At 70.2% G+C, this 26,693-nt stretch carries 22 protein-coding genes and 3 pseudogenes; 10 read left to right on the forward strand and 15 right to left on the reverse strand.

The window, feature by feature from the left end; genetic code table 11:
• Window positions 1-175 precede the first annotated feature (175 nt).
• The 4 genes from U5640_RS00080 to U5640_RS00095 form a co-directional block, all read right to left on the reverse strand.
• Window positions 176-847: an enoyl-CoA hydratase-related protein gene (locus U5640_RS00080; protein WP_340373743.1), complete on the reverse strand. Its 672-nt coding sequence runs from the start codon at window positions 845-847 to the stop codon at window positions 176-178.
• Between the two features lie 57 nt (window positions 848-904).
• Complete coding sequence (locus tag U5640_RS00085) at window positions 905-1,471, reverse strand: helix-turn-helix domain-containing protein (RefSeq protein ID WP_340373744.1); 567 nt, start codon at window positions 1,469-1,471, stop codon at window positions 905-907.
• A gap of 89 nt (window positions 1,472-1,560) precedes the next feature.
• Window positions 1,561-1,782 carry a hypothetical protein gene (locus U5640_RS00090; RefSeq protein WP_340373745.1) on the reverse strand — a complete coding sequence of 74 codons (222 nt, stop codon included), beginning with the start codon at window positions 1,780-1,782 and terminating at the stop codon, window positions 1,561-1,563.
• Entirely contained in the window at window positions 1,743-1,913 is a 171-nt protein-coding gene (locus U5640_RS00095; RefSeq protein WP_340373746.1) for a hypothetical protein, read from the reverse strand. Before U5640_RS00095 ends, U5640_RS00090 begins: the two co-directional genes overlap by 40 nt.
• 253 nt (window positions 1,914-2,166) lie before the next feature.
• Here U5640_RS00095 and U5640_RS00100 point away from each other — a divergent pair, with 253 nt between their 5' ends.
• Window positions 2,167-4,404, forward strand: coding sequence for a LuxR C-terminal-related transcriptional regulator (locus tag U5640_RS00100; RefSeq protein WP_340373747.1), 2,238 nt, complete (start codon window positions 2,167-2,169; stop codon window positions 4,402-4,404).
• Between the two features lie 466 nt (window positions 4,405-4,870).
• Here the strand turns inward: U5640_RS00100 and U5640_RS00105 are convergent, their stop codons facing one another.
• Together U5640_RS00105 and U5640_RS00110 are read right to left on the reverse strand one after the other, a co-directional pair.
• Window positions 4,871-6,001 carry an FAD-dependent monooxygenase gene (locus U5640_RS00105; protein WP_340373748.1) on the reverse strand — a complete coding sequence of 377 codons (1,131 nt, stop codon included), beginning with the start codon at window positions 5,999-6,001 and terminating at the stop codon, window positions 4,871-4,873.
• A 292-nt stretch (window positions 6,002-6,293) separates the two neighbouring features.
• Window positions 6,294-6,614, reverse strand: a complete 321-nt coding sequence (locus U5640_RS00110; RefSeq protein ID WP_340384840.1) for a WhiB family transcriptional regulator — start codon at window positions 6,612-6,614, stop codon at window positions 6,294-6,296.
• 778 nt (window positions 6,615-7,392) lie between these two features.
• Between U5640_RS00110 and U5640_RS00115 the strand changes: the two genes are divergently transcribed.
• Complete coding sequence (locus U5640_RS00115; RefSeq protein ID WP_340373749.1) at window positions 7,393-7,608, forward strand: hypothetical protein; 216 nt, start codon at window positions 7,393-7,395, stop codon at window positions 7,606-7,608.
• 640 nt (window positions 7,609-8,248) lie between these two features.
• On the opposite strand, the pseudogene U5640_RS00120 reads toward U5640_RS00115, so the two are convergent.
• A pseudogene (locus U5640_RS00120) lies at window positions 8,249-8,659 on the reverse strand (GtrA family protein); the annotation flags it as partial.
• Between the two features lie 553 nt (window positions 8,660-9,212).
• Between U5640_RS00120 and U5640_RS00125 the strand changes: the two are divergent.
• Window positions 9,213-11,378, forward strand: coding sequence for an MMPL family transporter (locus tag U5640_RS00125; protein ID WP_340373750.1), 2,166 nt, complete (start codon window positions 9,213-9,215; stop codon window positions 11,376-11,378).
• Window positions 11,379-12,412: 1,034 nt separating this feature from the next.
• Here U5640_RS00125 and U5640_RS00130 read toward each other — a convergent pair.
• Complete coding sequence (locus U5640_RS00130; protein WP_340373751.1) at window positions 12,413-13,246, reverse strand: LysR family transcriptional regulator; 834 nt, start codon at window positions 13,244-13,246, stop codon at window positions 12,413-12,415.
• A 73-nt stretch (window positions 13,247-13,319) separates the two neighbouring features.
• Between U5640_RS00130 and U5640_RS00135 the strand changes: the two genes are divergently transcribed.
• The 5 genes and pseudogenes from U5640_RS00135 to U5640_RS00155 all read left to right on the forward strand — a co-directional run bounded on the left by U5640_RS00135 (window position 13,320) and on the right by U5640_RS00155 (window position 16,867).
• Window positions 13,320-14,183, forward strand: coding sequence for a PhzF family phenazine biosynthesis protein (locus U5640_RS00135; RefSeq protein WP_340373752.1), 864 nt, complete (start codon window positions 13,320-13,322; stop codon window positions 14,181-14,183).
• A complete protein-coding gene (locus U5640_RS00140; protein WP_340373753.1) occupies window positions 14,180-15,190 on the forward strand; it encodes an ornithine cyclodeaminase family protein in 1,011 nt (336 codons plus the stop codon). Before U5640_RS00135 ends, U5640_RS00140 begins: the two co-directional genes overlap by 4 nt.
• Window positions 15,191-15,632: 442 nt before the next feature.
• The gene (locus U5640_RS00145) at window positions 15,633-15,890 is read left to right on the forward strand and encodes a hypothetical protein (protein ID WP_340373754.1); all 258 of its coding nucleotides are present in this window, start codon (window positions 15,633-15,635) and stop codon (window positions 15,888-15,890) included.
• A 100-nt stretch (window positions 15,891-15,990) separates the two neighbouring features.
• Window positions 15,991-16,622, forward strand: a pseudogene (locus U5640_RS00150) (transposase).
• Complete coding sequence (locus U5640_RS00155; RefSeq protein WP_340373755.1) at window positions 16,619-16,867, forward strand: hypothetical protein; 249 nt, start codon at window positions 16,619-16,621, stop codon at window positions 16,865-16,867. The pseudogene U5640_RS00150 and the gene U5640_RS00155 overlap by 4 nt, the downstream one beginning before the upstream one ends.
• Window positions 16,868-16,982: 115 nt before the next feature.
• On the opposite strand, the pseudogene U5640_RS00160 reads toward U5640_RS00155, so the two are convergent.
• From U5640_RS00160 to U5640_RS00185, 6 genes and pseudogenes are all read right to left on the reverse strand, one after another.
• Window positions 16,983-18,175 (reverse strand): annotated as a pseudogene (locus U5640_RS00160) (IS3 family transposase).
• Between the two features lie 69 nt (window positions 18,176-18,244).
• Window positions 18,245-18,367: a hypothetical protein gene (locus tag U5640_RS00165; RefSeq protein WP_340373756.1), complete on the reverse strand. Its 123-nt coding sequence runs from the start codon at window positions 18,365-18,367 to the stop codon at window positions 18,245-18,247.
• A 293-nt stretch (window positions 18,368-18,660) separates the two neighbouring features.
• Window positions 18,661-19,074 (reverse strand): HGxxPAAW family protein, encoded by a 414-nt coding sequence (locus tag U5640_RS00170; protein WP_340373757.1) that lies wholly within the window; start codon window positions 19,072-19,074, stop codon window positions 18,661-18,663.
• 504 nt (window positions 19,075-19,578) lie between these two features.
• On the reverse strand, window positions 19,579-19,929 hold the full coding sequence (locus U5640_RS00175; RefSeq protein WP_340384842.1) for a helix-turn-helix domain-containing protein: 351 nt from the start codon (window positions 19,927-19,929) through the stop codon (window positions 19,579-19,581).
• Between the two features lie 152 nt (window positions 19,930-20,081).
• Window positions 20,082-21,662 carry an MFS transporter gene (locus U5640_RS00180; RefSeq protein WP_340373758.1) on the reverse strand — a complete coding sequence of 527 codons (1,581 nt, stop codon included), beginning with the start codon at window positions 21,660-21,662 and terminating at the stop codon, window positions 20,082-20,084.
• A 68-nt stretch (window positions 21,663-21,730) separates the two neighbouring features.
• Window positions 21,731-23,233: a hypothetical protein gene (locus U5640_RS00185; protein ID WP_340373759.1), complete on the reverse strand. Its 1,503-nt coding sequence runs from the start codon at window positions 23,231-23,233 to the stop codon at window positions 21,731-21,733.
• A 454-nt stretch (window positions 23,234-23,687) separates the two neighbouring features.
• Between U5640_RS00185 and U5640_RS00190 the strand changes: the two genes are divergently transcribed.
• Window positions 23,688-25,241 (forward strand): hypothetical protein, encoded by a 1,554-nt coding sequence (locus tag U5640_RS00190; protein ID WP_340373760.1) that lies wholly within the window; start codon window positions 23,688-23,690, stop codon window positions 25,239-25,241.
• Between the two features lie 239 nt (window positions 25,242-25,480).
• Entirely contained in the window at window positions 25,481-25,921 is a 441-nt protein-coding gene (locus U5640_RS00195; protein WP_340373761.1) for a hypothetical protein, read from the forward strand.
• A 403-nt stretch (window positions 25,922-26,324) separates the two neighbouring features.
• On the opposite strand, the gene U5640_RS00200 is transcribed toward U5640_RS00195, so the two are convergent.
• A complete protein-coding gene (locus U5640_RS00200; RefSeq protein WP_340373762.1) occupies window positions 26,325-26,504 on the reverse strand; it encodes a hypothetical protein in 180 nt (59 codons plus the stop codon).
• Window positions 26,505-26,693: the final 189 nt, after the last annotated feature.

A 26,693-nucleotide genomic window follows, 5' to 3' on the forward strand; every position in this document is an offset into this window, starting at 1 on the left:
GTCGTGTTCTGCCCAGGCCGTGAGGGCGGGACGGCGCATTGCGGCTTCTGCACGTCGCGGTCCCCCTCGCGGCTGACCGCACTGCGGCAGCCGGGGACGCGCTGCCGGTGTGCCCCGGCCGGCGTTCCTTCGCCGAGCGCCCCGCCCCGGCCGCCGTGACGGCGTGTACGGCACTTCATCCGAGGGGAAGGGTGGTGTCGCGCAACGCGGTCAGGGCCGGGGCGTACATGCGGGCTTTGATGGTGCCGAGGGTGACCCCCGCCCTGCTCGCCTGCGACCGGGCCAGTGCGATGGCCGCCGTACGCACTTCGTTCTCGGCGACCGCCTGGTCGACGATGCCGGCGGCCACCGCGTCGGCTCCGCCGTAGCGGTGCGCGGTGAGCATGGCCCGGTGCGCGGTGTGCGGGCCCAGCCGTGCCTGGATGAGTGCGGACATGCCGGGGCTGAAGGGGATGTCGATGTCCGCCTCGGGCAGGCACCAGTATCCGCGGTCTGCGCGCATGATGCGGAAGTCGTGCGCGAGGGAGAACATCGCTCCGGCCGCGAAGGCATGTCCCTGCAGAGCCGCGACGGTGATCACCGGCAGGGACAGCATGCGCGCGAAGAGCTCCTGGACGCAGACGACGTAGCCGGGGTGCTCGTCCAGGTGGGCCAGCAGCCAGTCCAGGTCCAGGCCGTTGGAGTAGAACTTTCCCGTCGCGGTGGTCACCAGAGCGCGCGGGCCTGTCTCTTTCCCGACCTCGTCCAGTGCGGTGGCGACGGAGGCGAGCCAGTCGGGGTGGAAGCGGTTCTCGCCGTCTCCGAGGTCGAGAACGAAAACGTCGTCGTGACGATCGAGCGTGGGCATCTGGCTCCTTCGAGTGAGGCAGGATCGGGTGTGAGGGGCGAAGTTCGCCGGGGCGCTCTACCGGTTTCCCAGGCGTGCCGCTCGCAGCGAGGCTCGGGCGCGCCTGCTGTCACGAAGCCCTCGCGGCGCCGGCCCCGCCGTCTGCTCGCCTTCCCGTCCTTCACGGACGTGCCCTCGATCAGCAGCGTGGGTATGACGCCGGCTGAGGCCAGGAACCTGAGCCGGGTGCCTCAGCGGTCTTCTGCGGCCGGCCTCGGCCTCAGGGACGCCGGCGCAGAGGTGGTCCTCCGCCCACACGGTCAGGGCGGCCAGCGGGATGAGGAGGGCCTTACCGTGGGCGGAGAGCGCGTAGCGGGAACGTGAGGGCGTGTCCGGCGCGGCGGTTCGGGTCACGAGGCCGAGGGTGGTCATCTCCCGCAGGCGCCGGGTGAGCACGCCTTCGCTGAGAGCGGGGAGGCGCTCGCACACCTGGGCGGCATCGGCCGGGCCCCGGGCGAGGGCGGTGATGATCAGCCCGGTGCCGCGTCTGCCGAGCAGGGAGAAGGCCCGGGTGAGGGCCACCAGGGGTTCGGGGAGTTGCACAGGGTGGGGCTGGTGCGGCGGCTGAGGATACGGCAGCGTCATGGCCGGTTCCTTCCTGGTACGTCGCTGAGGGCAGCGGGGTGCGGCCCTCGCGCCGTACGTCGTGATGGCTGTCGGGCGGTCGGCGGTGGCTACGCAGCCGACTTCGCCGTGTCGCTGTGGGTGCCGCTGTTCGGCGTCTGTGCCTGGTCCGTGCCGGGCTTGCCGGTCCGGCGCAGCAGGAGGGTGACGACGACGGCCAGGACGGTGGTGGCTGCGCCGCTGAGGAGGGCGAGGTGCATGCCGGAGGCGAAGGCGTCGCGGGCCTCGCCGATCAGTGCCGGGTTGCTTGTGGCGTGTTGTGCGGGTCGCACGCCAGGACGCCGGCGGCGACGACCCGTTCGGTGCCGGCCATCGAGGTCCAGCCGTGCCAGAGGTCGTACGGATCACCGGATCCGGCGCTGAAGGCACCGTTGGTGGCGGCGCGGAGTCCGCCGACGCCCACGCCGAGGACTTTCTGCCGAGCCGAGGCCGGCCAGCTTCAGCGCGTCCCTGCGGGTCACGGCTGTCTGTGGAGGGTCGTCTGTGACGGTGTTCGTGGCCATTGCGTCTCTCCTGTCGCGCGGCCCCGGGCTGTGGCAGGAGCTTGGCGTGGGGCAGGGTGTTCGCGCACCACCCCGCCGCGAGATGTACCCGGGGTGTCCGAGCTGGCAGAATCGGCGTCGGGTTGCGGTGCCAGGCCGCAGGTCGGGAGCGTCGTGACGTCGGACATACCTACGCGGCCCCTGCTGGCCGTGAAGCAGGTGATCCCGCCGGCCCGGGTCGGCGCGGTCCCGCGTGAACGCCTGCAGCGTCAGTTGCGTCTGGCCGAGACCCGGCTGACCGCGGTGGTGGCACCCGCCGGCTGGGGCAAGACGAGCCTGCTCAGCGGCTGGGCGGCGGACCCCGAGGAGAAGCGCCGCATCGCGTGGGTCTCGCTCGACGAGAGCGACGACGAACCCGTCCGGTTCTGGAGCTACGTGCTCACCGCGCTGCACAACGCCGGCGACGCGATCAGCACGGGCCCGCTCCAGGCATTGGACGCGGCCGACGTCTCCCCGGTCGACCTCGCGCTGCCGAGGCTGCTGAACGAGCTCGCCGCATCCGAAGTGGCGCATGTGCTGGTCCTCGACGACTACCACCTGCTCACCGACCCGCGGATCCACGAGGCGGTCGAGTATCTCGTCTCCTACCTGCCCGCCTCGCTGCGGATCGTGATCGCCACGCGAACCGACCCGCCGCTGCCGATCGCGCGGCTACGGGCCCGCGGCGACCTGACCGAACTGCGCGCGGCACAGCTACGGTTCTCGCCCGACGAGGCGGCAGCCCTGGTGTCGGCGGTGTCGGGGCACGACCTCGACAAGACGGCGGCAGCAGCCATGTGGGAACGGACCGAGGGGTGGGCGGCAGGCCTGCAGCTGGCCGCCCTCGCACTGCGCGCGAACCCGGCGAAAGCCCACGCCGACGACCGGCACCTGCTGGACTACTTCGCGGCCGAGGTGCTGCCGGGCCTCGCACCGCGCCACCGCGACCTCCTCGTGCGGGCCGCGCCGCTCGAACGGCTCTCCGGCCCGCTGTGCGACGCCGCACTACAGGTGACCGGATCGGCCCAGGTACTGGCCGATCTCGTCAGGGCGGACCTGTTCGTGGCCGCCCTGGACGACGAACAGCAGTGGTACCGGTGCCATCACCTGCTGCGTGAGGTCCTGGCACACGAGGCCACCACGGACCCGCGAGAGGTCCTCGGCCACGCCGCGGCCTGGTTCACCGACCAGGACCGGATCGACGACGCGGTACGCCACCTGCTGCGCGCCGACCGCGACAACGACGCCGCCGAGCTGATGCTGCGCAACGCGGAGACCTGGTTCTTCCCCCGCGGGGCCGCCGCGACCTACCTGCAGTTCGGCGAGCAGCTGCCCCGCCGGGCGGTGAACCCGGCGCTGGCGTTCTCACTGGCCTACACGGCAGCGCTCTGCGGCGATCAGGAGCGTGTGAACCACTGGCTGGACGCCTGCGAGGCAGGTGACGCCCACAACACTGCCGTACCCGGCTGGCACAGCTTCCGCAGCGCCGTGCTCTGCGTGCGGGCGGGCTTCGGCATGCCGGATGCCCAGGCCGCTCTATCCGTCGCCATGGTGCAGCAGGCGCTGGACGAAGAAACCGAGGCAGGCACCGCCGGGCATCCGACTACTCGGGCGGCACTGGGGGCCATGCTGGCGCGCGACGGCCGCTTCGACGAGGCCGCGACCCTCCTGCTCGACCTGTGGTCGTCACCGACCCACCGCAAGGCGTGGCCGCCGTCGCTCATGCTTCAGGGCGCCGGCACACTGACGATCAGCCTCGCCGAAGCCGGCCGCGGCGAGGACTGCGACCGGGTCCTGCGCGAGGCCCGTCCGCTCGCCGACGCCGTCGAACGGGACGGACGGGAGACGAGCACGCCGGGGCTGGCCCCGCTGCGCATCGCCCAGGCCAGACGCAGCTACCAGAAAGCCGACATGGAGACGGCCGCCGTACTGCTGCGCCGCGCCGTCCCCCTCGCCGAACTGCACCCCCGGCCGACCGTACTGTTCCTCGGCCTGCTGTATCTCGCCGACGCCGAACTCGCCCTCGGGGACCGGCCGGCCGCCCGCGCCGCACTGGCGCGGGCCCGCGAGGTCGCGGACGAGGAGCCGGTGAGCGCCTACGCGGCTCGGCGCCTCGAGCAGGCCGAAACGCGGCTGGGCCGAGCCGGCACCCGCACCGCCGTACGCTCCGGTGCCCTCGCGGAGGAACTGACCGACCGCGAGCTGTCGATCCTGCGGGCACTGCAGGGACCGGCGACCCAGCGGGAGATCGGCGCAGCGCTGTTCCTGTCCATCAACACGGTCAAGGCGTACAACAAGAGCCTCTACCGCAAACTCGGCGTCGCGTCCCGCCACGACGCCGTCGCAGCTGCGCGCGATCTTGGCCTGATCTGAGGCCACCCGGAGTGTTCTTCCCGAGCGGGTGGTGCGCGGGCACCGGGGCCACAGGTTTCCGGACGGCATGACCCATACCCGTTTCGAGCCGAGATGTCGTCTTCACCTAAGTCGCCCGTTTATCGGATGATTCCTCGCGTGGGTGGATGAGGTACAGGCGGGGCCGTAGAGACCGTCGATGCCGGCGAGTCGTGAGATGTTGCGGATGGGATGGAAGGGGGCGTGATCCTGTCTCATCCCAGGATGCCCGGTCTTCGGGGGCGCAGCCCGTTCACCGTGCACGGCGGCGAGGAGGGCGATGTCCAGTGCCGTGACCGGGAAGGTCTGCCGGGAAGCTCGCGGCGTCCGGTGCGGCGCATCGCAAGGCGGAGCGTCGCCCGCGTACCGGATGCACTCGGGTGATGCGACAACGCGGCGAGGTGCCGTGCCGGGCGTCGCGAGCCGGCAAACCTTTCCGGTCACGGCACTAGCGGTAGTTGAGCTCGGCAAGCTCGGTGGCGAGCTTCCTGGGCATCGGGGTGTGCCCCAGCAGAGGCAGCGCGAGGTTGCGGACACCGCGGGCCACGGAGCTGCGCGTGGTGGCCACGCGGGTCATGCGGTGGGTGAAGGCGACCACACGCTGGGCCACGGGGCGGCGTTGCGCCTCATAGCCGTCGAGCCGGCCGGTGACGAACGCCTGGCCCAGGGCGTAGCCGTCTTGGATGCCGGTGTTCATCCCCTGCCCGCCGGCGGGGCTGTGCACATGGGCGGCGTCGCCGGCCAGCAGCAGACGGCCAGCGCGGTAGTGGTCGGCGACCCGGTGGTGCACCCGGAACCGTGACGACCATGCCATACCGGTGACCTTGGCCTGGCCGGGGGCGCGCTCGTCGAGCAGCTTCTGGACGAAGGCGAGGTCCGGTGCGGCGGGCGCGTCGTCCACGGTGGCGACGACCCGGTAGTGGCCGCCGGGAAGCGGGGCGACTACGGCGAGCCCCAAGGTGCCGAAGGTCAGCGAGACTTCGTCCGGTCCCGGGACCCAGTCCATCACCACGTCGGCGAGCACGAAGGACTCGGCATAGGCGTTGCCGGTGAAACCGATGCCCGCCCCCTCACGCACGGTGCTGTGCATGCCGTCGGCGCCGACGGCGTACGCGGCGCGCAGCGTCTCACCTGTGGTCATGGTGAGCGTCACGCCCTCCTCGTCCTGGACGACGGACGCGACCTCGTAGGGGCGGTGCACGTCCCCGCCGAGCGCCCGCAACCGGTCCAGCAGCACGCTCTCGGTCTCGTACTGCGGAACCATGAGCGTGTACGGGTGGGGCGTGGGCAGCTTGTCGAACGGCACGGTCAGCAGTCGGCGCGCGCCGTCGCGGACGGCGAACCGGGTGACCTTGACGCCCCGCGCGATCAGCTCCGCGGAGGCTCCCAGCTCGTCCAGGACCTCCAGCGTGCGGGCATGCACCACGGCGGCGCGCGACGTGTTGGCACCCTCCGCCAGCTTGTCCAGGACAACGAAGTCGATGCCTGCCGAAGCGAGTGTGACGGCGAGGGCGAGACCGGCCGGTCCGGCGCCGACGACGGCGACTTCGGTGCGGGCGGGAAGTGGGGTGGCGTTCATGGCGGAGCCTTCCGTTTCTGATCCGGGAAGTAGGTCAACAAGCGTTGGCCGACGCTCGTTGACAGGATGCTCGAATTCCCAGCGAGAGTCAACACGTGTTGGCCCACGCTCGTTGACGCGAAGGACCGGGGCCCCGCAGCGGCACTGGGACCGAGGGATGGCTGGTGGGCGCCGAGGTGCACGGGCTGCGGGCGGACCGCTCGCGCAACGGCCGGCAGAGCACACCGAGACGGAGTCCGGCGGCCGCCTCACAAGCCGCGGGACCCCGACGGCACTCGATCCGCCTGGGGCTTCATCCGTCTGCTGCCCAGCCCGCCCCGGAGGCTGGAAGGGGCCCGGCGCGTCCCGGTCCGGTCCGGCCGTGACTCCCCCTCGTAGCGTCATACCCGGCGGTTCGGAGCAGCTCCGTGCGTTCCTCCTCGCCGGTTCCGCCCCACACACCCGAGGTCTGTGCGGTGCCGAGGGCGTAGGACAGGCACTCGGAGCTCACCGGGCAGCGGGCGCAGACGCGTTTGGCGGCAGCGGCCTCCCGCAGCGCCGGCCCGATCGCGCTCACGGGGAAGAACAGCTCAGGGTCCTCGCCCACGCAGGCGGCGGCGCGCAACCACTCCATCTCACTCCACGGCATTGCTTTGCCTTCTTTGCTGTAGAACGCGTGGCACTGCGGCATTTCCCGGCCTTCACCGACCATCCGTTTCACGCTCACGGCGGCCATGAGGGGGGCTGTCGAGCTGTCGAGCCGATGCCCAGGCAGCCGGCTCCAGGGCGGCCCCGCGGGTCACGGCTGTCTCTCTGAAGGGGTCGTCCGGGACGGTGTTTCAGCCATTGCGTCCCTGTCGCGCGGCCCCGGTTCGTGGCAGGAGACTCGCGTCACACGGGGTGCTCGCGCACCACCCCGCCCCAAGATCTACCCGGGGTGCCCGCTGGCAGAATCGGCGCCGAGTTGCGGTGCCGATTCGCAGGGCCGGGAGTGACGTGACACGGACAGGCCTATGTGCTGGTCCTCGACGACTGCCACCTGCTCACCGACTCTCGGATCCACGAGGCGGTCCTACATCTGCCCGCATCGCGTGGTTCTCGCTCGACGAGAGCGACGACGAACCCGTCGCGACCTGACCAACTGCGCGGCGCAGCTGCAGTTCCCGCCCGGCGAAGGAGCCCCTCACCGCGCTGCACAACGCCGGCGACGCGATCAGCACGGGCCCGCTACAGGCGGGTCCCGCCGGCCCGGGCCAGATTCTGGAGCTACCTCTCCACCGCGAACTCAGCGTCGCCTCCCGGCGCGACGCCGTGACAACGGCACGCGAACCCGGCCTGATCTGATCCCACCCCGGGTGTCTTTGCCGCGCGGGTGGTGCGCGCGCCCACGGGCGACGGGTTTCCTGTACGGCATGGCCCCCACCCGCTACGAGCTGACCCTGCGCGCACCGATCGCCCGCACCCTGCTGGACGTGATCCGGACCAGGTTCGACCACGTGTCCACGCCTGGCGAGGACGGCACCGTGCTGATCGTCGAGAACATCGACCAGGCATCGGTGCGCGCCCTGCTGATCCTGCTCTGGGACACCGGCCAGGACGTACTGGCCTTCCAGGAGACAAGGGCCTGAGACGTCCACCGGCATGCGTGATGGCCTCGGCCGTGCGGCTGTCACCGGTTGACGTGCGGCACGACCTCGCTGTCGCCGCGGGTGGCGGACCGGTGCCGGAGGGCGGTCGGCCGGTTGCGACCGCAGCCGGCCTCGCCGGTGCGGTCGGCTGCGGCACAGGCTTGCGGTCCACGACACGCCAAGGCCTTTGTCATCTCCTTGCGCGAGTGCCTTCCGCGCCCGGACACAAGGTCCGCGGAGCGGGCATCACCGGCTGGCCCCTGCATCGTTGGCCCCCGGCCTCTGCGCGAAAGCGTGTCGCACCTTCCGGATCCAGGACTGCCGCTCACGCCGGGGACACCGCGCGCGAAGGACGGAAGACCCGGGGCCGGACCCGGTACGTCGGTCACCGCCACGGAAGCGATCAAGACACCCGGGTGAACCCCTCGCACAGCGACTCGCCCGGACGAACGCCCGTCCCCCTGAGGCTGGTTCTTCCGGTCGGCATCGTGGCCGCCGCCCTCGCCCCACGCAAGATGACCCGCTCGCTCACCGGCTGCGGGGTCTTCGGCCGCGGCGCAGTCGCGATGGACCAGGACGCGGCCTCGCTCGCTTCCTGGACCTCCGCCGGGCTGCTCTCCTGCACGGTGGTCGAACTGCCGGCGAAGACGATCAGGCGCAGAACGAGGAACCGCCCGATTCCGGCGAGCCCTGAAGCACCGAGATAGACGGCCTGCTCGCTCAGCGTCCCGGCCGACGGCTGTATGAGGTGCAGGACGAACATCGCCGCGCACGTCACTGTGTAGGCGGCCAAGGCCGACCCGGCGGACTGCCAGTGCCGGCGCCATCCGGCATGCCGCCCGGCCTTGAAGGTGAAGCGCGCGTGGAGTTCTGTGCACAGGATGGTGGAACCTGCGGTGACCAGTGCGTTCGCCGACGCCCAGGGCATCAGCGTGGCCAGCAGTGCCACGGCCGGCCCGGAAGCGAGTCCGACACCGCCGCCGCACAGGACGAACCGGGAGAAGGAGGTGAGCGGGCCGGGAGCGGCTGCGGTCGGGCGCACCTCGCCCAAGGCGGCTTCTGCCCGGCCGGTGCACTGCGCCTCGTACGCCGCACCGGGCTTCGAGGGGAGCAGCGACTTCATGGCGGTTGTCCTTCCGGCCGGGGGCACCCCGGTCTCCGGGCCGGGTGCGGAGCAGATTGCCAACAAGCGTTGGCCACCACTTGTTGACAGAATGCCCACCCCCGGCCGGAAAGTCAACACCGGTTGGCCTACACCTGTTGACAAAATGCGGAGGCCGGGGAACCCACTGCTCCGGCGCTCCGGCTGCACCCGGGGCTTCTTTCTTCGGCCGGCCGTGAGGCCCGTTCACCGCCCCGCTCTCGCCGCACCAACCGCCTCGGCCGCAGGGGCCGCAGGGGCCGCCGTCACGTCCGCCGGCGGACCTGCCGCACTCCGCGGGGACATGGGCATCGTTTACTCATGTGAGGGGCTTGGAGCCGCAAGGACGATGAGTACCTGAGAGGACCCGCACCTGAGGTGCGGCGCAGTTCTCTGACCTGAGTGGTCAAAGAGGCAGGCCGACCCTGTTCCTCTCGTCCCCCTCAATGAACAGGGAGCCCTCGTGGCCTCGATTCTCTACAGACTCGGGCGGCTGGCCTTCCGTCGCCGCAGGCTGGTAGCCCTCATCTGGGTGGCCCTCCTGGCGCTCGCCGGTTTCGCCGCGGCGTCCGCGCCGGCGGCCACCTCGTCGTCCTTCTCCGTTCCCGGCACGGAGGCCCAAAGGGCCTTCGACCTGCTGGAGGAGCGTTTCCCCGGTGGCAGTGCCGACGGTGCCACCGCCCGCATCGTCTTCAAGGCGCCCGACGGCGCGAAGATGACGGACGCCGGTTCCAGGGCCGAGGTCACCGGCGTGGTCGCCGCGCTGAAGTCCGGCTCCCGGCAGGTCGCCTCCGTCACCGACCCGTACACGACGCAGGCTGTGTCGAAGGACAGCTCGACGGCGTACGTGTCCGTCACCTACCGGGTCGGTTCCGTGGAACTCACCGACGGCACCCTCCACGCCCTGAAGAAGGCCGGCGCACAGGCCCGGCACGACGGGCTCACCGTCGAGATCGGCGGCGACGCGCTGCAGGCCACGCCGGAGACGGGTGCCGGGGAGATCATCGGCGTGGTGATCGCCGGGGTGGTCCTGGTCGTCACCTTCGGGTCGCTGATCGCCGCGGGTCTGCCGCTGCTCACCGCGCTCGTCGGCGTGGGTATCGGCATCTCCACGATCACGGGACTGGCCGCCGCCCTCGACCTGGGCACGACCACCTCGACGCTCGCCATGATGATCGGCCTCGCGGTCGGCATCGACTACGCGCTGTTCATCGTCTCCCGCTACCGCTCAGAACTCACCGAGGGACGCGAGAAGGAGGAGGCCGCCGGACGGGCCGCCGGCACTGCGGGCTCGGCCGTGGTCTTCGCCGGCCTGACCGTGGTCATCGCCCTGGTGGGCCTGGCCGTCGTCAACATCCCCCTGCTCACCAAGATGGGTGTCGCCGCGGCCGGCACCGTCGTCATCGCGGTGCTCATCGCTCTCACCCTGATTCCGGCCCTGCTGGGCTTCGCCGGTGACCGAGTCCTCGGCCGCAAGGCCCGCCGGGGCAGGGCCGTCGCGCACAAGCCGAACATGGGCGCCCGCTGGGCGCGTCTGGTGCTCCGCCACCCGGTCGCCGTCCTGCTCATCGGCGTCGTCGGCCTCGGCGCAGTCGCCCTACCGGCCGCCTCGCTGGAGGTCGGCCTGCCCGACGACGGCTCGCAGCCCGTCAACACCACCCAGCGCAAGGCCTACGACCTGCTCTCCGACGGCTTCGGCCCCGGCTTCAACGGACCGCTGACGGTCGTCGTCGACGGCGACGAAACCGAGGCCGACCGGGCGATCACGCTCATCCGGAGTCTCCACGGCACGGCCGCCGTCACCGAACCCACCCTCAACAAGGCCGGCGACACAGCCATGATCACGGTCATCCCGAAGGACCGGCCGTCCTCACTGGCCACCGAGGACCTGGTCCACGAGATCCGGGACAAGACCAGCGACCACGTCTACGTCACCGGCGCGACCGCGCTGAACACCGACTTCTCGCAGAAGATGAGCGACGCACTGCTGCCCTATCTCGCGCTGGTCGTCGGCCTCGCCTTCCTCCTGCTGATGGTGGTGTTCCGCTCACTGCTCGTGCCGCTCAAGGCAGCGCTCGGCTTCCTGCTCTCGGTCGTCGCCGCGCTCGGCGCCGTCGTGGCCGTCTTCCAGTGGGGCTGGCTCGGCTCGCTGTTCGGCGTCGAGCAGACCGGCCCGGTCATGTCGATGATGCCGATCTTCATGATCGGCGTGGTCTTCGGCCTCGCCATGGACTACGAAGTCTTCCTGGTCACGCGGATGCGAGAAGCCTTCGTCCACGGCCAGCAGCCCCAGAACGCCATCGTCACCGGCTTCCGTCACAGCGCCCGCGTGGTGATCGCGGCGGCGGTCATCATGATCGCGGTCTTCGCGGGCTTCATCGGTTCCAGCGAGCAGATGATCAAGATGATCGGCTTCGGACTCGCGATCGCGGTGTTCTTCGACGCCTTCGTGGTCCGCATGACGATCGTTCCGGCCGTGCTGGCTCTGCTGGGCCGGCGGGCCTGGTGGCTGCCGCGCCGGCTGGAGCGGAGTCTGCCCAACGTCGATGTGGAGGGCGAGCAGCTCGACAAGGAACTGTCCCAGAGCCCGGGCGGTTCGGACGAGGACCGCGGACTGATCCCCGTCTGAACCAGGGACGATCCGAAAGGATTCGGGGCTCTGTGCGGGGCGGTCGGCGTCGCCGCACACGCCCGGGCATCACCTGCTCGCGGCGCGCCCCGGAAGGCGGCGGCCCGTGGGGACGAGACCGCCGCTGGAAAGGATGGCCGTGCTGTCGCTGCAGACAGCACGGCCATCACCCACTGGCTTTCGAAATGCCGCAGCGCTCAGTGACCGGGCCAGGAGTCCTGCCGAGGAGGAGCACAGCGGGCCATGGACGCAGCCCAGCGGGAGGGCCGGCGCGGCGCAGCAGGACGGCGGACCCCTCCGTGCCGCGTTGCGGTGGCTGCGCCTGGCCCAGGCGATGCACAGCGGAGCCGCCCCGGCGTGCTCGCTCCCGCCCGTCGCGCTCGACGGCGTCGGCGAGCGGACGGACCTCGCGCATGACCCGGGTCGCACCTGCCCGCGGCCGGCTTCGACGAGGGGTGACCGTCGGCGTGCCGGAGCGCCCTGCCGCATCAGCGACGGCGGCCACGCCTTGCGCTGGCGCGGGCGACGACCGCAGATCGCGAAGCGGCCCGGGCCGGCATAGCCCCCGGCACCGCCCGTACGGCCGGATGCCCGGCGGAACCGCTGCGGTCTCCTCGTCCAGCGCCTGCTGCATCACCACGACGGACTGCGCGTCCTCGGCCTCCGGCACGCCGAAACCCGCAGGCACACAGAGCACAGCGCTGCGCCAAGCGGTGCCGGCCGGAGACGGCGGTACAGCGGGCGTCCCCCGCCTCGCAGACGTCCCATCGGTGGTGGGCCGGCTCCCGATCGCCCCAGCGCACCGCTGTGCAGGCCGGTGAGTACGCCGGCGCGGGGCCCACCGCCCGGCCGGGCAGCCGCTCGCCGAACTGCACGTACTCGCGGCGGCCACGGTGTCACCGCTGACCAAGGCGACGTCTGCCTGCCCGGAGGCAGCTCGTCCTCGGGGTGGAGGCAGGCCGCAGTCGTGACGGCGCCCGAGGGCGAGCCGTCCAGGCACCGCTTCCTCGCGTGCCTGGCCCTCGTGCGTTGCGTCAGATCAAGCTCTTCAGGAGTTCTTCGACCGCGTCGACAAGGACATCGCCCTCGGTGCCCGGACGTCGGACCATTCCGAGTTCCACGTCGGGCAGTTCGGGCAAACCGCGCACCGCCATGCCGGAGTCGACCTGGGCGGGAAAAAGGGCCGCAGCGCCCAGCCCGGCGCGAACCGCGCTCTGCACGCCGGCCAGGCCGGTGCTCTCAAAGGCGATACGCCAGTCGCGTCCGCTGTCTTTCAGAGCGTCGAGTACCGGCATGCGCCAGCGGCACGGCTGGGAGAACAGCACGAGCGGCAGCGGGTCCAGGCTGAGGTCCACCTCAGGCCCGGCGGCCCAGACGAGGGGCAGCCGCACGGTCCAGCGCGGAGGTTCGGGCAGATACGCCGGGTCACACAGCGCCAGGTGAATGCGGCTGGTCGTGAAGGCCCTCCTCATTGCCGGGCCGGGCGCGCTGACCAGTTCCAGCGTCGCCTGCGGATGCATCCGGCCGAAGTCGGCCAAGGCCTGTGCGAACGGAGCGGCGGCGAGGTCCTCGATCAGACCTACGCCGCAGTGCCCGGCCACGGTCTCCCCGGTGGCCGTCATAGCCTGTGCCGACAGGGTAAGGATGCGTTCCGCGTACGGCAGCAGAGCCTCCCCGGCTCTGGTCAGCGACACACCTGTCGCAGACCGGTGCAGCAGCGGTTGACCGACGGCGCGTTCGAGTTTCCTCAGCTGTCCGCTGAGCGCCGGCTGGCTGTGCCCCAGCACGTTCGCAGCCCTGCTGATGCTCCCCGAACGGACGCAGCTGACAAAGGCCCGCAGGAGCGATGTCTCAAGATCCGGCCCCATAAGCACAGGTTATATCCGCCCTATGAAAGTTGCCGGTTCCTTGAACCTGGCGACGGACCGTACTGTCCGAAACATGCGCTACCTACACGTTGACGTCTTCAGCAGCCGGCCGTACAGCGGCAACAGCCTGGCGGTGTTCCCCGACTCCGCACAGCTCAGCGCGGAGCAGATGGCGCGCATCACCCAGGAGATGCGCCACTTCGAGTCGGTCTTCCTGGCCCGGGACCCCACCGGTGACCGGAGCCGGCATGCGCGCGTCTTCGACCTTGCCGGGGAACTCGACTTCGCCGGCCACCCCCTCATCGGCGCGGCATGCGTCCTGCACGCGCTGCACGGTGGCGATGAGACCGAGACCTGGCCCCTGAAGCTCAAGGCCCGAGCGGTCGACGTCACCACCCGACGCCGAGCAGCGGGCCGCTACAGCGCCGTTCTCGACCAGGGCCCCGCCGCATTCCTCGGCCGCCCCGACATCGCCGAGCTGGCCGCCTGGTTCTCCTTGGACACCGACGACCTGGATCCGGACCTTCCTGCGGAAGTGCTCTCCACAGGACTTCGGTACCTCATGGTTCCTGTGCGGGGCGACGCGCTGGAACGCGCCCGGATCGCCCAGGACCTCGAAGCTCCCCTCGCCGCGCAGGGCGCACAGTTCGCCTACCTGCTCGACGCCACCACGATGGAAGGACGTCACTGGAACAACGACGGCGTCCTGGAGGACGTGGCCACCGGTTCCGGCGCCGGTTGCGCCGCCGCCTACCTGCGCCGACACAGCCGGATCGGCGACGGGGAGAGCGTCACCCTGCACCAGGGGCGCTTCACCGGCCGCGCCAGCCAGATGACGATCAGCGCACACGGCGAAGGACAGGACATCCGCTCCGTCACGGTGGGCGGCGAAGTGGCGTTCGTCGCTGAAGGGCATCTGAGGGAGCTGCCCGCATGAGCCCCTCCGCACTGCCCCACGCCGGCCCTGCCGCCATCCGGGCCGCAGTCGGATACGAAGACGTCCTGGAACCGGTGGCCCTGGCGCTTGCCGACTACAGCCGGGGCATGGGCGACTCTCCGGTGGTGGTCTTCGCACCCGCCGGGCGGGACGGCGACGTTCACGTGAAGTCGGCCTGGCTGCCCGGGCGCCCCGTGTTCACCGTGAAGGTGGCGACATGGTTCCTCGAGCGATCCCGGCGCGGCGGTACACCGGCATCCGGGATCATCGCCGTCTTCGACGCCCAGACCGGTGATCTGCGGATGCTGCTGGAGGACGAGCACCACATCTCCGACATCCGTACCGCTGCTGCCGGCGCCCTTGCCGCACGTACCCTGGCCCGACCGGATTCTGCCGTGCTCGCCGTCCTGGGCACCGGTGTCCAGGCTTATTTGCAGATCCTGGCGGCCGCCCATGAACTCCCCCTGCGGGAGGTACGCGTGTGGGGGCGCAACCCCGACCATGTGCTGCGCCTGACAGCCGCTGTCATGGCCCGCCACCCTGAACTGCACGTGAGGGCCGCGACCGATGTCCGAGGGGCCTGTCAAGGGGCCGACGTCCTGGTCACCGCAACCGCCAGCACCAAACCGCTGGTCGAAAGCGCGTGGCTCACGCCAGGCATGCACATCACCGCAGTCGGTGCCGACGATCCTTCCAAGGCCGAACTGTCTCGCGGCTGCCTGCTGAAAGCCGATCGGATCGTCGTCGACAGCCGTGAACTGGCCGGCATCCACGGGGACCTGGCGCGAGCAGGAATGGACACCGCGGAGCATGCAGAGCTCGGAGAGGTCCTGGCACGGACCGCACCCGGCCGATCGGACAACGCCGAGATCACTGTCTGCAAACTCATCGGCCTCGGGGTGCAGGACCTCGCCGCAGCCGAGGTCACCCTCAGGTACCTCGGCGACGGCGCCCCCTCACGCAAAAGGCCACCAGCGAGTGCAAAGGATGTGGGCGGCGCGCGATAGGAGAACCAACGGACCTGCAAGGCCAGGTCGGTGCATCGCCGGTTTCCCCCGGAGTATGTCCAGCAGCGGGAGCGACTGCTTGACGTCGTTGCGATTTCCGTCGGTCGGCGACAGCGACAGCGGGATGTCGGGGTGCCGGTGACGACGGGCTGCTTGCGGCCCCGTGCGCGGCCGATCGGGCTGGGCACGCTTTGGGTCCGCACCGGACGGCCCGGACACGACAGAAGCCGATCACCAGGTGGATGCCGATATGCAGCATGAAAAGGATCCCGCGCAGCGTGCCGGTCCGGCACCCGCAGTCTGCCTTCCACCGACTTCGGTGCCGGCCAGGGCAGCAACGGCTCGATCGGCGACCGCAGTTCCACGATCCAAGGACGCGACTACTCACTACCAGAGCAACGACCATCCACGCCGAAAGCCACATGATCAACGGCTTCTGGGGATGCTCTGGACGAAGGGTGCCGGCGTCTCCTCCATCCCCAGGGTGGCGCGCAGTGCCTCCCTGGCCTTCACCCGGTCCGCGGCCGGGCAGGCACGGCGGTGTTGTCTGCCCCCGCTCCGGCAGCCGCGCCGCGAACACCTCGGCTTCCTCGAATCAATCGCCTCCGAGAGCCCGAGTCCTGCCAGCCACGCGCCGTACGTCCCGTCGGGATGGTTGGCCATGCTGGCGATCTCCAGCTTCCTGTCCGCGCCGCACTGAGTGGACGTTAAGTCCGGTCTTCCCGGTTCGTGGTCGCTCGATCGTGGTACTGATGGCTGCGCGGGCCACGTAGTGGGCATGTCCATGCCGAGATGCAGGCATGGGGCGAAAGCCGTACCCCAGCGACTTATCGGACGTGCAGTGGGCGTTGATTGAGCCGATGATCACGGCCTGGAAGCAGGCGAGGGTGGCGCGGTCAGCGACCGGTGATCCCGGGGCCTGCGATCTGCGGGAGGTCGTGAACGCGATCTTCTATCAGAACCGGACGGGCTGTCAGTGGCGCTACCTGCCCCATGACCTTCCCGCCTGGTCGGCGGTGTTCCACTACTTCACGCTGTGGCGCCAGGACGGCCTTGACCAGCGGATCCAGGAACTCCTGCGCTGCCAGGTGAGGGAGAGAGCCCGGCGATTGGAGGACCCGTCCCTCGTGATCATCGACACCCAGTCCGTGCGCGCGGCCGCGGGTGTCCCCAAGACCCCGACGGGGCTGGACGCCAACAAGAAGGTCTCGGGCCGCAAGCGGGGACCGGCCGTCGACGTGCTGGGGCTGATCACCGGCGTCGTCGTGCTGGCCGCATCCGCCCACGACAACACCGCCGGCAGGCCCGCGAGTACGATCACCGGCCCGACACCTCCACCTCGCGCGTCTACTGGGCCTCCATCGCGAACATGACCCGCCGCCTCACCACACCCGCTCTGTCCTGGCGCGACACCCTCGGGCTGGCCGCGTGAACGTCATCGAGCTCCTGGCCGACCTCCAGGCCCAGCACCGCGAGACCGCGGCCCGGGCCGGCGAACCGCGCGACCAGATACAGCACTTGACCGGTCAAGAGTTCCGAGCCCGTGAGCTGCACGAACTCCTCGGCATGCCCACCGACGAGGCATCCGTCAACATCACCCGCAGCCGCCTCGGACGCCTCACCCGACAAGGCTTCCTCACCCAACCCGGACGAGGCCGCTACCAGAAAGGGACTTAACGTCCACTGAGATGGTCGGGGCTTCGCGAGCAGGCCGGTAGAGCACATGCCGACGCAAGACGTGCCCGGGTGGAAGTGAGCTGCCCCGAGTTTCGTGGAGTCCGGCGATCTTGTTTCAGGCGGACTGCGGGGTGGCCTCCTGCTGTCGCCACCAGTCGCGTTCGTACTCGGCGGGCGGTACGTAGTCGAGGGCGGAGTGGAGCCGTTCCTCGTTGTACCAGGCGACCCACTGGAAGATCGCCCGCTCGAGCTGGTCGACGTCCCTCCAGGGGCCCTGCATCTCGATCAGCTCGGCCTTGAAGGTGCCGTTCAGGGCCTCGGCCATCGCGTTGTCATAGCTGTCCGCGACCGAGCCGACCGAGGCCGAAGCCCCGACGTCGGACAGCCTCCCGGTATAGCGAATTGATACGTATTGCGCCCCGCGGTCGCTGTGATGAATGAGGCCGGAGTCCTTCTTGATCTTCCGTCTCCACAACGCCATCTCCAGTGCGTCCAACGGCAGTTCGGTTCGCATGTGGTTCGCGACCTGCCAGCCGACGATCGTCCGGGAGAAGACGTCCAGGACGAACGCCACATACACCCAGCCCGTCCAGGTGCGGACATAGGTCATGTCGGCCACCCAGAGCTGGTCGGGTCGGCTCGCGGTGAAGTCACGGTCGACCAGGTCCGGCGGCCTGGGTGCCGCCGGCTCCGGCACGGTGGTGCGGCGCCGCTGGCCGCGGATGACGCCTTCGAGGCCCAGTTCGGCCATCAGCCGCTCGACGGTGCAGCGGGCCACGTGGACGCCCCTGCGCCGCAGCGCGCGGGTGATCCGGCGGACGCCATAGGTGCCGCCGGACTCGGTATGGACCTGTTCGATCAGCGGCATGAGCTGCTCGTCCCGCAGTCGGCGGGCCGACTTCGGCCGCTTCTTGCGCGCGTAGTACGCCGACTCGGACAGCCCCAGCACCCGGCCGGCGAACCCGACCCCGAGGCCCTTGTCCCTGAGGTGCTCGATCACCTGGTCGGCCTCGTCCGGGGACGGTCGAGTTCCGCCGCAAAAAACGCGCTCGCGGCCTTCAGAATCTCGTTCGCCCGCCTCAACTCCGCGTTCTCCCGGCGGAGTTGTTTCAGCTCGTCCCGCTCTGCGGTGGTCAGCCGGTCGTCGCGTTCCCCGGTGTCCGCCTCGGCTTGGCGGACCCAGCCGCGCAGGGCCTCCTTGTGGATGCCCAGGTCCTTCGCGACATGCGCGATCGGACGGCCGGTGGTGCGGACCTCGCGGACGGCACGCTCGCGGAGCTCGTCGGGGTATTTACGTGGTGCTGGCACTGCTCGTGGTTCTCCTTCGGGCCAGGATCATAAGCCTGGCTTCAGGGACTCCACGAAACGGGGGTCAGCTCAAAGCCGTGGATGGTCGAAATCCTCGCGTGGGTCGTGTGTCATGCCCAAGCGTTGCATGACCGCCCGGGAGCGTCGGTTGCCCGCAACGGTGAAGGAGACGATCTCCGGTAGGTCCAGCACGTCGAAACCGAAGCGGACGGCCGCTCTTGCTCCTTCGGTGGCGTAACCACCTCTCGATTCCCGCAGATATCCGGTCAGCTAAAGCATCGCTGACCTTTCGCTCCAAGAGGCCTGGAAGATACTCCACGACCTCAGCGTCAGCGTTCATACGAGCGAACGGCTCCACATCAGACGGCTTCCAAGGGCGAAGCACGAGACGGGCCGTGCGCAGTTCAACCGGTGGAGACAAGGTCACCGGAACCTCCATCCCAACGGCACTCGAACAGACCTGCCGGGCCCTGACTGACGCGCCCTCAGAGACGGGCTCGAAGGTCCTGCTCCTGAGTACTCGAGCTGTGCAGGCTCTGGTGCGGCAGCGAGGTGGCGGCTGTGGACATCGGCTCTGCGAGCTTCGCCGCCGCATCGACCCGCCTCCCAGCCATGCGGCATCCAAGGCAGTCCGGGTGCCCCTGCCTGGCGCCGAGATCCTTCACCCGCCAGTCCCACTGGTCGGCTGGGCGGGGACCGCTGGGCTTCCCCCAGCCCGCCAGGTGGAGAAGCCAGGTGATGACCGCCGCCAGGGCGATCACGGCGATACCGGAGATCACCAACGCCACGGAAACAGCGATCATTCCGAGACCTGCGACACAGAAGCCGGCCAGTGCGACGGCTGTCCCAGTCCAGCCGGCCACCGTATGCCCCAGGTCCACGTTTTCGTGTGCGCTCATTTTTCTCTCCCTTCAAAGGATTCAGCGAGTTCTGTTGACGTGACACTGCACACCAAAGGGATCGCATCGGCCGGACACTGCTTTCCTGAAATTCGGCCTGGCGACGTGATGCGATGTCGCTCAGAAATCTCCGGGTCTCGTGAACAGCGGTTGTGGAATGACGGACGAACCGGTGGCAGGGGTCCGAAGAGGACGCCGTCGATCCACTGCTTTGCTCCAGGTGCTCTCGACGAGGTGGCCCTCACGCCGTAAGCCCCCGCGCTGCACCAGTTCGGCCGGGTGGAGATTGCGCCTGTCCCAGTCGGCCGAGACGCGGTCGGTGGCGGGGACCCCCGGCCGAGAACGTGGCCGCCCACTGCTGGGCATCCTCCCGCAGCAGCGGCGAATCCCAGGGCTGATACCGGCTCACCTCCGGCTCGGATCGATACACAGACAGGGCCGCAGCGTCTTGTGGCACGAACCTCCGGAGCAGCAGCCTCGCCGTCTCCATGCCCTCACGCCGTTTCACCAGTCCGCCCTGGCCTGGTCGCGTCGGGCACAACGGGCTTCCTCGGAGGCGTTCGCGGGGAGATGGTCCTGCGCCCACACCGTCAGGGCGGCCAGGGGAATGAGGAGCGCCTTGCCGTGGGAGGCGAGCGTGTAGCAGGTACTTGTAGGTGTGCCCGGGTAGGTGGTTCGGGCCACCAGGCCGAGGGCGGTCATCTCCCGAAGGCGCCGGGTGAGCAGGCCGTCACTGAAGCCGGGGACGCGCTCGCGCATCAGGTGGAGGTCGGCCGGGCCCTTGGCCAGGGCCGCGACGATGAGACCGGTGCCGCGTGTGCCGAGGAGAGCGAAGGCGCGGGTGAGGGCTTCCAGGGGGCTCCGGCAATCGGGGAGGGCCGGGTTGGTGCGCCGTCTGAGCGCGCAGCAAAGTCATGTCAGTTTCCTTACCGGGTACGGCGCGAGGGACGAATCGTGGTCGCTCGCGCCGCACGTCGTGGTAGATGTGCCCGACAGTCGGCTGGTGGTTACGCCGTCGCCTGCGCCGCTTCCCGGTCCGTGCCGTCGGTCTGCGTCTCTGCCTGGTCCGTGCCGGGCTTGCCGGTCCGGCGCAGCAGGAGGGTGACGACGACGACGGCCAGGACGGTGGTGGCTGCGCCGCTGAGGAGGGCGAGGTGCATGCCGGAGGCGAAGGCGTCGCGGGCCTCGTCGATCAGTGCCGGGTTGCCGGTGGCGTGGCCTATGTGGTTGGCGGCTGCGAGGGAGGAGCGTGCCGCGTGGGCGATCGGGGCGGGGAGCCCGTCGGTGTCGAGGGAGTCGCGGTACTGGGCGCTCATGAGGCTGCCGAGGACGGCGATGCCCAGGGCTCCGCCGAGTTCGCGGGACAGGTCGTTCACGGCGGATCCCACGTTCTGCAGGCGGGGCGGCAGGGCGTCGGTGATGGCGGCGGTGGCCGGCGTGGTGGCCAGGCCCATGCCCGCGCCGAGCGGCACGAGCCCGCCCACGATCAGCCAGTACGAGCTGCCGGCGTCGAGTTGGGCCAGCACGGCCAGGCCGGTGGTGACCAGGATGAGGCCGACGGCCCAGGGGGCGCGGATGCCCCGCCGGGCGACCAGGAGCGGGCTGAGGCGGGCGCTGGGGATCATCGCCGCGGACATCGGCAGCACGCTCACCGCGGCCATCAGAGCGCTGTCGCCGCGCACCAGCTGGAGGTACTGCATGGTGACGAAGATGAACCCGAAGAACGCGAAGAACTGCAGTGTGGTCGAGATCGATCCGGCCGCGAACAGCTTGTTGCGGAACAGCCGCGGGTCGAGCAGGGGGTGAGGGTGCTTCAGCTCCCAGGCGACGAAGGCGACCAGGACGGCGAGCCCGATGGCTATGCCGGCCAGGGTGCGTGTGCTGCCCCAGCCGTGCTCGGGTGCCTCGATGACCGAGTAGACCAGCACCCCGAGTCCGGCCACGGTGAGAGCCGCTCCGACCACGTCCACCCGGTGTTTGCCCGGCTGCGCGGACTCCGGGACGAAGAGGTGGGTGCCGATGAACGCCACTCCGGCCATCACCGTGTTCAGCCAGAACACCGATCGCCACGACCACACCTCCAGCAGCGCGCCCGAGGCGAACAGTCCCAGCGCGGCGCTGGCGCCGGCGACCGCCGCCCAGATGCTGATGGCGCGCGCCTGCTGGTCGCGGGGGAACGTGCTGGTGATCGTGGACAGCGTGGCGGGCATGACGAACGCGGCGGCCACGCCGAGCAGGGCGCGCAAGGTGATCAGGACGCCCGGTTCGTCCGTGAAGGTCGCGGCGAGCGATATCACGGCGAACAGTCCGATGCCGCCGAGCAGGGCCTTGCGACGGCCGAAGCGGTCGCCGAGGGTCGCGGCGAACAGCAGCAGCGAGGCGAAGATCAGGCTGTAGGAGTCGATGATCCACGACAGCTGGGTCTGGTTGGCGTGCGTCTCGCGGGCGACGTCGGGCAATGCCACGCTCAGCGATGCCATCGCCGATACGACGGTCGCCAGGGCCAGGCAGGTCACGGCCAGAACGGCACCGGGGCGCAGTGCGCGCACCGGTCCTGCGGCCGGGCCCGTGACGGGTGAGGCGGGCATGGGGGATCTCCTTTGGACGAAGAAACTGGTGGACGGGCGGCGCTTCGGACCCGCCGCCCGGGCAGAGGTCAGCAGGTCACGACGTCGTCGAGGCTGCGGCGCGGGCTGAGGCCCGGCGTGCGCCCGGGGTGACCGATCCGGAAGGACAGCAGGCCGCTCGAGGCGGGGCGGCCGAGCAGGGCGGCCCAGCGTGCGGAGAAGACATCGGGGTTGCCGGCCGCGGCGTCGCGGTCGATGCGTTCGGTGATCTGGTTCATGTGGTGCAGTCCGAGGCCGAGAGCGGTCGCGGTCAGGTGCATCCGGGCCAGCAGCCGTCCGCCGTTGACCTGCGCGGTTCGGTCGGTGACGTCGTCGACGGTGATGACGCCGTACGCGGCGGCGGTCACGGTGTGCACCTCACGGGTGGCCTTGACCCAGTAGGCGTCGCCGTCCTTGCGGGACTGCGCCGGCAGGAGTTTCGCCGCGAACAGGGTCAGCCCGCCGAGTCCCTGGCCGTCGAGGGTGAGCCCGTCGCGGTGCTTGTCGATGGTGCTGCGCGCGCTGCGGAACCAGGTGAAGGCTTCTCTCGACTGGGCGGAGTCCGCGGTGATCGCCTCGGTGGCCTCCACGTAGAGCCGGCCCAACTGCTGACGCACCGTCTCGTCGCTGATCCACAGCACGCTCGCTCCGTCGACGCGGGAACTCTGCTCGGTGAAACCGCTCAGGTCCACGGGCGTGGACGTGTACGGGCCGCGGTTGGTGTGCCGGTGCGGGATCGCGGCGGCCAGGTCGCGGTCCCGCCCTCTGCCGCCGCCGCTCAGGGCGATCCGGGCGACCAGGTCCGAGGCGACGCCGTCCGGGAAGAGGGTCACCTGCGCGGTCAAGGCGGCCGATCCGGCGGCGATCACCATGTTCTCGACGGCGCAGCCGAGTCCGGCGAAGTGTTCACGGCCGCTCGCGTCGTTGAGGGGCATCCGCCGGCTGGGGTCGGAGTGGACGTCGATGACGTTGCCGTTGACTCTCATGCGCCAGGGCTGGGTGTTGTGCGGATTGCACGCCAGGACGCCGGCCGCGACCACCCGCTCGACGCCGGAAATCGAACTCCAGTCGTGCCAGAGGTCGTACGGATCACCGGATCCGGCGCTGAAGGCGCCGTTGGTGACGGCCCGGACTCCGCCGACGCCCACGCCGAAGGCGGCTACCGAGCCGATGCCGAGGCCGGCCAGCTTCAGCGCGTCCCTGCGGGTCACGGCTATCTCTGGAGGATCGTCTGTGACGGTGTTCGTGGCCATTGCGTCTCTCCTGTCGCCCGGCCCCGGCTGGTGGCAGGAGACTCGCGCCGGACAGGGTGCTCGCGCACCACCCCGCCGCGAGATGTACCCGGGGTGGTGGAACTCTGCGTAGGAGTTGCCGGTGAACTCGAGGTTGGACAGCTGGCCGACCGGCACAGCCAGCAGCAGCCGGGAGCCGTCCCCGACGGCGAATCGGATGACCTCGGAGCCGTGCGCGATCAGCTCATCCGAGACTCCGAGTTCGCCCAGGGCCTCCAGGGTGCCGGCGGGCACGACGGCCGGCAGCTCGGTGGTGTTCATGGCGGAGTCTTCCGTTCTGGTCCGGAGAACAGATCAACGCACGTTGGCCAACATTCGTAGGCCAACGTGCGTTGACATAATGCGCAGACCCCCTCCGGAAAGTCAACAGGCGTCGGCCTACAATCGTTGGCACGGCACACCGAGACCCCGAGACCAGCCCCGCCAAGCGCTTCGACCCCACCAGGGCCGGGCCGCGATCCTGCGCGACCAGCGAGGGCGCAAGCCCGGATCCGGTCCCCTGCCCGCACAGGCGCGGGAGCACCTGGACGTACACCAGGTGATCGCCGCGACCCGCGAGTACCGCGGACTTCAGCGGGTCCTGGGGCTCGTCCTGGAGTTCGAGGTCGACGACCCGGCCGTTACCGCGCTGCTGACCGGGCCCGCGACACAGACCTGGGCCTCCCTGCAGATCACCTGGTCGGCCAGTCCGCCACCGGCAACCGGCCGCGCGGACGTGCTGCCCCGCACCCGCTGCCTGATCGGTGGCAACCGTTTCGAGGCCGCGCCGCGCGATGCCGACGCCAGTGACGTCGACCGGGGGATGCTGCGTGTAGGCCTGGGAGACCGGTTCACGGTCGTGCCCGTCGACCCGGACGGCGGAGCGCTGCTGTCTCGTCAGTTCGCCGACAACGTCACCCGTTCACGCGTGGTGGACGGCAGCAGGCTGAAGAAGCGCAGTGCGGCAAGTGCGGACCGGTTCTCTCTGCCCGCACTGCGGTCGGCGGGTCTGTCGGTCGCGCGCAGCGGCCGAGCGACCGAGCTCATCAAGGCGTTCGACCGGGCCGCCGAGGCCAACTCCGCAGCTTACGACCAGAACGGCAACCCACGGTCCGCCACCTTGGACCTGTATGCGGACGACCTCGTGCGAGGCCATCGCTGGGACGTCCGCGACCTCGCAGACCCCTCATGGCGGTCTCTGATGGCGCGCGAGGGCGTCTACGTTTTCGAGCGTGACGGACAGTCGGTGAGCACGGCCGAAGAAGGGCAGGTCACCCTGGCGCCCAGCACGTCCGGGGATACTGACGACACCGATCTGTATCTGGGCGAGTCGCTGATGCGCCGGGCCGGCTGGAGCCTGGCCGTCGACCGCATCGGCCGGGCCCTTCAGCCCGATGGGACGCTCGCCGACCCCGAGCCGGTCAAGGACGAGGACTTCCCCTTCACCACGCGGTTCACTGTGCCGCCGGGCAGCCTGCCCCGGCTCCGCTTTGGCCATGCGTACACCTTCCGTGCCCGTGCGGTGGACCTCGCGGGCGACAGCGTGTCGTTCACACAGCAGGACCTTTTCCCGAACGAAACAGGGTTGCGAACGCCTGAAGTCACCTACCGTCGCTTCGATCCGGTGCCGCCGCCCCATGTGCTGCTGCGCAAGCCGCAGACAGTCGGTGAATCGGTGAACAGGATGGTGATCCGCAGCGAGAACGCGGGCGGCTCCACAGCCGAGTCCCACAGGCATGTCCTCCCCCCGCGTACCTCGCAGGCGATCGCCGAGCAGCACGGCATGCTCGACGCCGACGCGAGCGGTCATCCCATGAGAACCGACCTCTACCAGCTGCTTGCCACCCGGGACGCGGCCCGGCTGGAAGACCTGCCGGGGGCCCATCAGGGCACCGGGGCGAACGCGGACACCTGGTTCTTCGACACCGACTCGCTGCCCGTCACCTACCTGCCGGACCCTCTGGCCAGGCAGCTGCTCATCAGGGGGCTGCCTGGAAGCACCACGGAGCTGGCGGCGCCGGCCCTGGGAAGCTGGCCGGAGGCGTCCTCGCTGCGCCTTCGGCTGATCAGCGGCACCTCCGACGGCTGGTCCTGGGCCGGCGGGGTGCTGAAGGTGGCAGTGGCACCAGGTCACGAGTACCGCCTGCTGCTGTCCTCCAGGTTCGCCGACGGCGATCTCAACATGATGGGGGTGTGGGACTGGATCAAGCGCTGGGCCACCGCGTGGAACGCCGCGCACCCCAGCAGCACACCGATCGATCTCGACCGACCAGAGCAGGCGGCGCGGTAACGCCATCCGAATCTATCTGGAGCGTCCCTGGTGGTCTTCGGGCGCCGGGGAAAAGCTCGGTGTGGTGCTGGTGAGCAGCAGCACCGAACCGCCCCAGGCCCTGCGCCCGTACCTCACCAGGCACAACGGTCACCATCGCCGGCCATGACGTCTCCTTCGATGCGGCCCGCGACCTCTGGTACGCCGACGTCGAGCTGGTCGCGCCGAACGGGGCGCCGCCCGCGGCGTGGCTTCCGTTCGTGCGACTGGCACTGGTGCGGTACCAGCCGAACTCGCTCGACGGCTACTCGGTGTCCAAGGTTGTCCCTTCCCCGATGGCCCAGCTGAGCCCGGAGCGTAAGGCCACCCTTGTGCGCGGCTCCGGCACGGCGACGATCTCGGTAACGGGGCCGGCGTACACGGGGAACTCGTGGCTGGCCACGACCCGTCCCTCGATGCGGGCTGTGGTCGAGCAGGCGAACCCGGCCGTTCCCGACCCACACCTGCGGTGGGAGGAGATCACAGGCTCGGCTGTCGCGCTGACCGCGACCGGAAGCAGCGCGCAGATGACATGGACAGGCACCGTGGCGGCCACCGGTGGCCCTTATGGCAACGCGCCGCGAAGGGTGTGCATCACCGAGACCGAACGCCACCTGGGAGGCACGGGCCGCGTCGTGTACCTGGATGTCCTGACCCTCTGACCCCGGCCGGCACGCGGCCGGGGTCAGAGGGTCAGGGCCGCGCCCGGCTTCGGCAGACATGCGAACCACCCACCAGGAGGAGGACGCCGTCCCGCAGGATCAGCGCACGCTGGATGCCGAATGCCGCACCCACCCCGCCCTGCGCCTATGACGAAGCGCAGGAAGACAGCTGCCGGACGGTTCGCCGGCCGGTGCGACGTCGGCTCACACTCACGAGTTGCCTCCGGGGCAGCGGCGCAAGCCGGGCTCCAGGCTGCCGGGCACACGAACTCAGGTCATGCGCTGGTCCCTGCCCGCCCCGGGGAGGAACAGCGGCGCAGCTGCGCTGGGGACCGAGGGGACGCCTGCCCGCTGCCGAGGCTGGGCCACCTGCGGGCGCTCGATCGCCGGCGGGCGCGCGTCGTCAGGCCGCGTCGAAGCTCGCCCAGTGGTCGATGAGATCTTCGCTTTCGTGTCCGGATCCGGCCTGGCTTGTGAGGGCAGCGACGATCATGCCGCCACGGCCGTGTTCGTCGGCGGGCCGGGCAGTTGCCCGGTTGTCCGCGGCGGCCTGGGGGCCGCCGTCGCTGACATGGACTTCCACGGCTCCCAGAACAGCGCAGTCTTTTCGACGACATCGACCGCTGGTAGATGGCCAGAACGCCCATCATGGGCCCCGCCTGCGCAGCGTTCCCTTGGTTTCCGCCGCGCTCTGCATCAAGACCCATGCCATGGCACTTCTCCCCGGCCGATCACCCGTGGTGGCACGAAGTACGAGGATCGGCGGCCGAGT

This window comes from Streptomyces sp. SS7, from assembly GCF_037993025.1.
In the GTDB taxonomy this organism is placed as follows: domain Bacteria; phylum Actinomycetota; class Actinomycetes; order Streptomycetales; family Streptomycetaceae; genus Streptomyces.

Excerpts from the sequence above, each read along its gene's own strand:
- U5640_RS00080 (WP_340373743.1), bottom strand. The coding sequence starts at position 847 with ATGCCCACGCTCGATCGTCACGACGACGTTTTCGTTCTCGACCTCGGA.
- U5640_RS00085 (WP_340373744.1), bottom strand. The coding sequence starts at position 1,471 with ATGACGCTGCCGTATCCTCAGCCGCCGCACCAGCCCCACCCTGTGCAA.
- U5640_RS00105 (WP_340373748.1), bottom strand. The coding sequence starts at position 6,001 with ATGAACGCCACCCCACTTCCCGCCCGCACCGAAGTCGCCGTCGTCGGC.
- U5640_RS00110 (WP_340384840.1), bottom strand. The coding sequence starts at position 6,614 with ATGGAGTGGTTGCGCGCCGCCGCCTGCGTGGGCGAGGACCCTGAGCTG.
- U5640_RS00115 (WP_340373749.1), top strand. The coding sequence starts at position 7,393 with ATGGCCCCCACCCGCTACGAGCTGACCCTGCGCGCACCGATCGCCCGC.
- U5640_RS00130 (WP_340373751.1), bottom strand. The coding sequence starts at position 13,246 with ATGGGGCCGGATCTTGAGACATCGCTCCTGCGGGCCTTTGTCAGCTGC.
- U5640_RS00135 (WP_340373752.1), top strand. The coding sequence starts at position 13,320 with ATGCGCTACCTACACGTTGACGTCTTCAGCAGCCGGCCGTACAGCGGC.
- U5640_RS00140 (WP_340373753.1), top strand. The coding sequence starts at position 14,180 with ATGAGCCCCTCCGCACTGCCCCACGCCGGCCCTGCCGCCATCCGGGCC.
- U5640_RS00145 (WP_340373754.1), top strand. The coding sequence starts at position 15,633 with ATGCTCTGGACGAAGGGTGCCGGCGTCTCCTCCATCCCCAGGGTGGCG.
- U5640_RS00170 (WP_340373757.1), bottom strand. The coding sequence starts at position 19,074 with ATGAGCGCACACGAAAACGTGGACCTGGGGCATACGGTGGCCGGCTGG.
- U5640_RS00180 (WP_340373758.1), bottom strand. The coding sequence starts at position 21,662 with ATGCCCGCCTCACCCGTCACGGGCCCGGCCGCAGGACCGGTGCGCGCA.
- U5640_RS00185 (WP_340373759.1), bottom strand. The coding sequence starts at position 23,233 with ATGAACACCACCGAGCTGCCGGCCGTCGTGCCCGCCGGCACCCTGGAG.